8 protein-coding genes and 1 pseudogene are annotated in these 7,575 nt (G+C 64.5%); 1 reads left to right on the plus strand and 8 read right to left on the minus strand.

What is annotated here, in order from left to right:
- Positions 1-147: 147 nt before the first annotated feature.
- From V7E26_RS28030 to coxB, 8 genes are all read right to left on the minus strand, one after another.
- Positions 148-912 (minus strand): SURF1 family protein, encoded by a 765-nt coding sequence (locus V7E26_RS28030; RefSeq protein WP_324422618.1) that lies wholly within the window; start codon positions 910-912, stop codon positions 148-150.
- Entirely contained in the window at positions 909-1,298 is a 390-nt protein-coding gene (locus V7E26_RS28035) for a DUF983 domain-containing protein (protein WP_324422620.1), read from the minus strand. Before V7E26_RS28035 ends, V7E26_RS28030 begins: the two co-directional genes overlap by 4 nt.
- A 90-nt stretch (positions 1,299-1,388) precedes the next feature.
- On the minus strand, positions 1,389-2,282 hold the full coding sequence (locus tag V7E26_RS28040) for a cytochrome c oxidase subunit 3 (RefSeq protein WP_324422622.1): 894 nt from the start codon (positions 2,280-2,282) through the stop codon (positions 1,389-1,391).
- Positions 2,283-2,411: 129 nt separating this feature from the next.
- Positions 2,412-3,056, minus strand: coding sequence for a cytochrome c oxidase assembly protein (locus tag V7E26_RS28045; RefSeq protein WP_324422624.1), 645 nt, complete (start codon positions 3,054-3,056; stop codon positions 2,412-2,414).
- 5 nt (positions 3,057-3,061) lie between these two features.
- Entirely contained in the window at positions 3,062-3,226 is a 165-nt protein-coding gene (locus V7E26_RS28050; protein ID WP_324422626.1) for a CoxF protein, read from the minus strand.
- 18 nt (positions 3,227-3,244) lie between these two features.
- Positions 3,245-4,183, minus strand: a complete 939-nt coding sequence (locus V7E26_RS28055) for a heme o synthase (protein WP_324422628.1) — start codon at positions 4,181-4,183, stop codon at positions 3,245-3,247.
- Between the two features lie 59 nt (positions 4,184-4,242).
- Positions 4,243-5,862: a cytochrome c oxidase subunit I gene (gene ctaD / locus V7E26_RS28060; RefSeq protein ID WP_324422630.1), complete on the minus strand. Its 1,620-nt coding sequence runs from the start codon at positions 5,860-5,862 to the stop codon at positions 4,243-4,245.
- Between the two features lie 82 nt (positions 5,863-5,944).
- Positions 5,945-6,781 carry a cytochrome c oxidase subunit II gene (gene coxB, locus V7E26_RS28065; RefSeq protein WP_324422632.1) on the minus strand — a complete coding sequence of 279 codons (837 nt, stop codon included), beginning with the start codon at positions 6,779-6,781 and terminating at the stop codon, positions 5,945-5,947.
- Between the two features lie 534 nt (positions 6,782-7,315).
- Between coxB and V7E26_RS28070 the strand changes: the two are divergent.
- Positions 7,316-7,575: pseudogene (locus tag V7E26_RS28070) on the plus strand (hypothetical protein); the annotation flags it as partial.

Below are 7,575 nucleotides of genomic sequence, written 5' to 3' on the forward strand. Positions count from 1 at the left end.
TGATTTATAACGACCGGGTGTCTTCAAAACCCGCCAATCCGCGAAGACGGGTTAGAACAATTCTGAAGAACAATGGTTCCGGCAGGTAGTCCGGTTGAATACGGGGCGTATCGAGATGAGGCGGCAGTGCCGTGCCCACGCCCCCGTCTACGAGGCCCAGCCGCGCCACCAGACGACGAAGGCAATGACGACTGCAACCGCGAGTGCGAACCAGGTGATGGCGTATTGCAGGTGGTCATCCTTGAGATGCACCGAGAGCGCGCCGGGCTTCGGGATGCCGCTCTCCGGCACCGGCGTTTCCAGATCGATGTAGAACGGGGCGACCGCCTTGCCGACGTCGCCCCAGCCGAGCGCGCGCGCCATGGCGAGGTGATCGCGGGCGAACCAGAGACGTTTTGCCGGGCTCTCGTCCGGCGTCAGCGCGCCCGCGCTTTCGGGAAAACGGATATAGCCGGTGAACTGCACGGGATCGCCGGTGATCAGCCGGCGCACGGCGCGATCCTGCTGGCTGCGGTCCTGCATCGTGTTCCGGACGAAGCCGGCATTGACCACGATCGTGTTGCCGTCGTCCGTCAGCACCGGCAGGAACGCCCATGTGCCGGGACCCGAGACGTCGTCGCGAACCGCGGAGCCCGAGCTGTAGACCATCGCGTCCGGCAGCGGCGCGTAGGTCGCGGTGAAGCTGACGCGGCGGAATTCGTCCTTGGCAGGCGTCAGCGAAGGCCATTGCGCCGCAGCCGGCAATGCCTCGGGCGCGGCCGCGAGGCGTTCGTTGAGCCGCGCGATCAGGGCATGCTTCTCGACCCGGCGCTGCAACTGCCAGACCCCGAGGCCGACGAAGACCGCCACCATGGCCAACGTAAAGATGGCGAAGCCGACGGCCGGCTGCCGCCGCGACGGGAGGTCGGTCATTTCGGCTCGCGATCGATCAGCCGGCCGGGCGCCGCCTTGTGATGAAACTGCAGCGCGATCAGGAGCGACTTCATGGAGCGCAGCGGCAGCAGCGTGGTCGCCGCTATCAGCGGCAGCCACAGCGCCGCATGCAGCCAGAACGGCGGCTGATACTTGACCTCGACGATCAGCGCCGCGGTGACGACGATGGCGCCCGCCAGCATGATGATGAAGATCGCAGGCCCGTCGCCGGAATCGATGAAGGCGTAGTCGAGCCCGCAAACCTCGCAATTCGGGCGCAGGTTGAGGAAGCCGGCGTAGAGCTTGCCCTTGCCGCAGCGCGGACAGCGGCAGGCGATGCCGCGTAGCGCGCTCTGGGTTACCGTGACTGCCGCATCGTCTGTCATGTTCTGTCTGTTCCCTCTCCACCACGGGAGGAAGGAAGAAAGCAAAAGGGGCGGTCGCTCCGACCGCCCCTTTTAGCACGTCACGCCTTGTTAGTGGCCGCCGGCCGCCGCCCCCGCGCCGCGGAACCAGACGTAGATGCAAATGAACAGGAACAACCACACCACGTCGACGAAGTGCCAGTACCAGGCGGCGAACTCGAAGCCGAGATGCTGCTTCGGCGTGAAGTGGCCGGCATAGGCGCGGATCAGGCAGACCAGCAGGAACACGGTGCCGACCAGCACGTGGAAGCCGTGGAAGCCGGTCGCCATGAAGAAGGTGGCGCCGTAGATGTTGCCCGAGAAGTGGAAGGTGGCGTGGGCATATTCATAGGCCTGCACGCAGGTGAAGGCGGCCCCCAGCAGCACGGTGAGAATCAGGCCGTACTTCAGACCCTGGCGGTCGTTCTCGAGCAGCGCGTGGTGAGCCCAGGTCACCGTGGTGCCCGAGGTCAGCAGCAGCAGCGTGTTGAGGAGCGGCAGATGCCAGGGGTCGAAGGTCTCGATGCCCTTCGGCGGCCAGGTGCCCGGCACGCTGCAGGCGCCCATCGCCGTGCCCGGACCGCAGCCGAACACCGCGTCGCGGGTGGCATGGACCGCGTCGGCCGGGAACAGCGCGGAATTGAAGAAGGCCCAGAACCAGGCGACGAAGAACATCACCTCGGAGGCGATGAACAGGATCATGCCGTAGCGGTGGCTGATCTGCACCACGCGGGTGTGGTCGCCCTTGTACTGGGCTTCGCGGATCACGTCGCCCCACCAGCTCGCCATGGTGTAGAGCACGCCGATGGTGCCGACGCCGAAGATGATCGGGGCCGCGGCGAACATGTGATGCATCCACGTGATCGCGCCCACCGCCATGATGAACGCCGAGATCGAGCCGACGACCGGCCACGGGCTCGGATCGACGAGGTGGTAGTCGTGGTGCTTCGCGTGCGCCGTAGCCATTGCGGTCTCTCCGTTGCATGTGCCGTTCCCGTCGGCACATATTCGTCTCAAATTTCAAATCCGGATGCCGTCAGATACGGTATCCGGCGGTCACAGGTTTCTCAAACGTGTCCCGTCACAAGCTTCCCGTCACAAGCTTCCCTTGCGCTTGTCGCCTTCGCCGGCCGCGACCGGCTTCGGCGCCACGTCGCGCGCGGGATAGAAGGTGTAGGATAGCGTGATGGTATTCAGCCCGTCGTTCTCGCTGTCCCTGGCCAGCGCCGGATCGACATAGAACACCACGGGCATCTCGCGCTTCTCGCCCGGGCCCATGGTCTGTTCGCTGAAGCAGAAACAGTTGATCTTCTGGAAATAGGCGCCGACGGTGAGCGGCGCGACGTTGTAGGCGGCTACCCCGGTGGTGGTGCGCGCGGCCTGGTTGGTCACGGCATAGAAGACGGTGACGACTTCGCCGATCCGGACCTCGATCTCGTTCTGCTCGGGCTCGAACTTCCAGGGCAGGCCGGGTCCGACATTGGCGTCGAACCGCACGGAAATCTTGCGGGCGAGCGGCCCTTCCGCCGGCGCCGCGGTCGCGACCTGCGTGGTGCCGTTGAAGCCGGTGGCGCGGCAAAACCAGTCGTAGAACGGCACGGCCGCGTAGGAAGCGCCGACCATCAGCACCACGACGAAGCCACAGATCGACGCGACCACCGCATCGCGCGACAGCGTGCGGCGTGGAGCTGCCTTGTCGCCCCCCGTCTCGCGCTTGCGGATTTGCGGACTGTTTTCCATGTCAGTCACATCGGCCGGACGAGAACGGCCGGCCCTTTGACCAGGGTGACCGCGAAGAACAGCACGACGAGGACGCCAAGCGCGAGCGCAATCGCGATCGAGCGTTGACGGCGGCTGCGCTTCTGCGCCTCGGTGAGGACGATTCCATCTGGCTTGCGATTGTCGTCCATTCGCGTTCCATGCGCCCCCTACCCGATCAGAGGCACAACAGCGCGGGCCACGACCTCGAGCAGGAGCGTCGCAAACAGCGCAAACAGGTACAGGATCGAAAAGGCGAACAGCCGGCGCGTCGCGCGGGCCGCCGGCTTGCCCTCGCGGTGGCGGTAGACCTCGATAGCGAGCCACATCATGCCGGCGCCTAGCACCAGCGAGGTGACGCCATAGATCGCATCGAAATAGCCGAGCGGCCAGGGCGCGACCGCGACCGCGACCAGCACGACCGTGTAGAGCAGTATCTGCAGCCGCGTCGCATCGGGACCGGCGACGACCGGCAGCATCGGAATTCCGGCGCGGGCGTAATCGTCGTTGCGGAACAGCGCCAGCGCCCAGAAATGCGGCGGGGTCCAGAAGAAGATGATGAGGAACAGGAGCACCGGCTCCATCGACAGCGAACCGGTGGCCGCGGCCCAGGCCACGACCGGCGGCAGCGCGCCGGCGGCGCCGCCGATCACGATGTTCTGCGCGGTCCAGCGCTTCAGCCCCATGGTGTAGATCACCACGTAGAAGAAGATCGTGAACGCGAGCAGCGCGCCGGCCAGCCAGTTGACGAGGATGCCGAGCGTCATCACCGAGAAGAACGAAAGGATCAGGCCGAAGGCCATCGCCTCGCTTTGGGTGATCCGTCCGCGCGGGATCGGCCGGTTCGCGGTGCGCGACATCAACGCGTCGATGTCGCCCTCATAGGCCATGTTCATCGCGCCCGAGGCGCCGGCCCCGACCGCGATGCAGAGGATCGAGGTGAAGGCGATCACGGGGTGGACATGGCCGGGCGCAATGAAGAAGCCGACCAGCGCGGTGAAGATCACGAGCGACATCACCCGCGGCTTCAGCAGCGCGAGGTAATCACCGACATCAGCCTCGGAAATCCGAGGGAGAACATCGATGGCGTTGTGGTCGACTACCGACAAGATTGATCTCGCTTCATGAAGGCCGCGGCGCGCAACGGGCGCGCGCCGCGAAATGTTGCTTACTGCACGCGCGGCAGCACTTCGAACTGGTGGAAGGGCGGCGGCGACGGCAGCGTCCATTCCAGCGTGGTGGCGCCGGCGCCCCACGGATTGGCCTCGGCCGCCCGCTTCTTCGCGAAGGCGTCGACGACGCCGTAGATGAAGATCAGCACGCCGAAGCCCGAAATGTAGGAGCCGACCGAGGACACCAGGTTCCAGCCCGCGAACGCGTCCGGATAGTCGACGTAGCGGCGCGGCATGCCCGACAGGCCGAGGAAGTGCTGCGGGAAGAACACCAGGTTCACGCCGATGAAGGTGACCCAGAAGTGCAGCTTGCCGATGGTCTCGTTGTACATGTAGCCCGACATCTTCGGGAACCAGTAGTACCAGCCGGCGAAGATCGCGAACACCGCACCGAGCGACAGCACGTAGTGGAAGTGCGCGACCACGTAGTAGGTATCCTGCAGCACGCGGTCGACGCCGGCGTTCGCCAGCACGACGCCGGTGACGCCACCGACCGTGAACAGGAAGATAAAGCCGATAGCCCACAGCATCGGGGTGCGGAATTCGATCGAGCCGCCCCACATCGTGGCGATCCAGGAGAAGATCTTCACGCCTGTCGGCACCGCGATCACCATGGTGGCGGCGACGAAATAAGCCTGCGTCGCCGACGACATGCCGACCGTGTACATGTGATGCGCCCACACCACGAAGCCGATGCCGCCGATCGCGACCATGGCGTAGGCCATGCCGAGATAGCCGAACACCGGCTTGCGCGAGAAGGTCGAGACGATGTGGCTGATGATGCCGAAGCCCGGCAGGATCAGGATGTACACTTCGGGGTGACCGAAGAACCAGAACAGGTGCTGGAACAGCACCGGGTCGCCGCCGCCGTCGGCGGCGAAGAAGGTGGTGCCGAAGTTGCGGTCGGTGAGCAGCATGGTGATGGCGCCGGCGAGCACCGGCAGCGACAGCAGCAGCAGGAACACGGTCACCAGGATCGACCACACGAACAGCGGCATCTTGTGCAGGGTCATGCCCGGCGCGCGCATGTTGAAGATCGTGGTGATGAAGTTGATGGCGCCGAGGATCGAGGAGGCGCCGGCCAGATGCAGCGACAGGATGGCGAAATCGACCGCCGGCCCCGGATGGCCCGAGGTCGACAGCGGCGCGTACATCGTCCAGCCCGCGCCGACGCCGTTGGCGCCCGGCTCACCCTCGACGAAGGTCGACAGCAGCAGCAGCGCGAAGGACGCCGGCAGCAGCCAGAACGAGATGTTGTTCATGCGCGGGAACGCCATGTCCGGCGCGCCGATCATCAGCGGCACGAACCAGTTGCCGAAGCCGCCGATCATCGCCGGCATCACCATGAAGAAGATCATGATCAGGCCGTGCGAGGTCACGAACACATTGTAGGTGTGGGATTCGTGGAAGATCTGGACGCCGGGATACATCAGCTCGACGCGGATCAGGATCGACATCGCCGCGCCGATGATGCCCGCGAAGATCGCGAAGATAAGGTACATCGTGCCGATGTCCTTATGGTTCGTCGAATAGACCCAGCGCCGCCATCCGGTCGGGTTGGCATGCGCATGGTCGTCATGGGCGTGATCGTGGTGTGTCGCTGCGGTCGTTGCCATTTTGAAATCCTGCCTTGCAGTCCCTTTGCGGACCCTTTCAGGTCCCGTCGCCCTTGTCGCTTGCTCGTCCCTTGACCGCGCCTTACTGCGCGGCCTGACCACCAGCCGAGGCGTAGGTGTTCGCCGGGTTGGTGGCAAATTTCTTCTTCGCCGCCTCGACCCAGGCCGCGAACTCCTGATCGTTCACCACCCTCACGGCGATCGGCATGAAGGCGTGGTCCTTGCCGCACAGTTCGGAGCACTGGCCGTAAAACATGCCGACCCGGGTCGCCTTGAACCAGGTCTCGTTGAGACGGCCGGGGATCGAATCGATCTTGATGCCGAACGACGGCACGGCGAACGCGTGGATGACATCTGCGCCGGTGGTCTGGACGCGGATCACCTTGTTGACCGGCACCACCATCTCGTTGTCGACGCCGAGCAGGCGCGGCTGCTTGTCCTGCGCCATCAGCGAATCGAATTCGAACTTGCCGTTATCCGGATAGGCGTAGCTCCAGTACCACTGCTTGCCGGTGACCTTGACCGTGAGGTCGGCCTTCGGAATGTCGAGCTGCTGGAACAGCAGGCGGAACGACGGCACCGCGATGCCGACCAGGATCAGCACCGGAATCAGCGTCCAGGCCACTTCGATCAGGGTGTTGTGGGTGGTCCGCGAGGGGACCGGATTGGACTTCGCGTTGAACTTGATCACCACGATGATCAGCAGCGCCAGCACGAACAGGGTGATCAGGGTGATCAACACCAGCAGCAAATTATGGAAGCTGATGATGTTTTCCATCACCGGGGTGGCCGCTTCCTGCAGCGTGATTTCCCACGGCTTGGGCTGGGCCGCCAAAGCCGCACCACCGGTCGCAAGCGCCATGCCCGCCACCGTCAACCCCAGCAATCGCCGGCCCATCTGGCCATTCGACATCTTCATGCCGCTCGCGCTCCCTAAAGAATAGTCCCAACGCATTCCCGCCGGATGGCCGGGAATGCCGCCACGATCGCCCTCACAAACGGCCTACCGGAGGTACTTTGGAAGTCCACCTTCGAAAGTACCTGCAACAGTATTGCTACAGTACCCTTGAGCCGATCGTTAGAACGCGTCGAAATCCAGCCTCTCAAACCATAATTCTTGGGGTCTCGCAATGCACTAGTGGGGGGCAACGCCATGCGTCACCTGCTATTCGCCGAGTGTTGTATTTTCCCGGCAAATTCGCGAAATCCCGCCATTTCGTGCGCCCCCGCCGCTTGACAGCCCGGTTGCCGGATGTAGGCAAAGTCATCGCGCTCCCGGGCAAGCTGATTCGGGCGCCGGAACGCGCCTGGACGGCGTGGATTGGCACTCCGGCCGCCTTCAAGGCGCCGTCATTGCGTATCAGTCCGATCGGGTCCAATTACATGTATGCTCCCGGCCTGGGCCGGAAAAACGTCACCGGCACTGCCGGAAATCGCGAGAGGATTGACCCCGATGGGGCGTTCAAAACATCAGGCGGGATATCGCTTGGAACCGGCCCGCTGGCTCGGCGGCCTGCTCGTGGCTCTCCTGTTCCTGGCCTTCCAGTTCGGCTTGACCCGGGCGGCGAGCGCGCAAGGCGCCGTGCGTTCGGTCCATGGCGACTGGCAGATCCGCTGCGACACCCCGCCCGGCGCTCAGGGCGAGCAATGCGCCCTGATCCAGAGCGTGGTGGCCGAGGACCGCTCCAACGCCGGCCTCACCGTGATCGTGCT

The sequence above is a fragment of the Bradyrhizobium sp. genome, from assembly GCF_036735945.1.
In the GTDB taxonomy this organism is placed as follows: domain Bacteria; phylum Pseudomonadota; class Alphaproteobacteria; order Rhizobiales; family Xanthobacteraceae; genus Bradyrhizobium.

What these genes read in the sequence shown, in the direction of transcription:
- V7E26_RS28030 (WP_324422618.1), bottom strand. Translation starts at nt 912, where the DNA reads ATGACCGACCTCCCGTCGCGGCGGCAGCCGGCCGTCGGCTTCGCCATC.
- V7E26_RS28035 (WP_324422620.1), bottom strand. Translation starts at nt 1,298, where the DNA reads ATGACAGACGATGCGGCAGTCACGGTAACCCAGAGCGCGCTACGCGGC.
- V7E26_RS28040 (WP_324422622.1), bottom strand. Translation starts at nt 2,282, where the DNA reads ATGGCTACGGCGCACGCGAAGCACCACGACTACCACCTCGTCGATCCG.
- V7E26_RS28045 (WP_324422624.1), bottom strand. Translation starts at nt 3,056, where the DNA reads ATGGAAAACAGTCCGCAAATCCGCAAGCGCGAGACGGGGGGCGACAAG.
- V7E26_RS28050 (WP_324422626.1), bottom strand. Translation starts at nt 3,226, where the DNA reads ATGGACGACAATCGCAAGCCAGATGGAATCGTCCTCACCGAGGCGCAG.
- ctaD (WP_324422630.1), bottom strand. Translation starts at nt 5,862, where the DNA reads ATGGCAACGACCGCAGCGACACACCACGATCACGCCCATGACGACCAT.
- coxB (WP_324422632.1), bottom strand. Translation starts at nt 6,781, where the DNA reads ATGAAGATGTCGAATGGCCAGATGGGCCGGCGATTGCTGGGGTTGACG.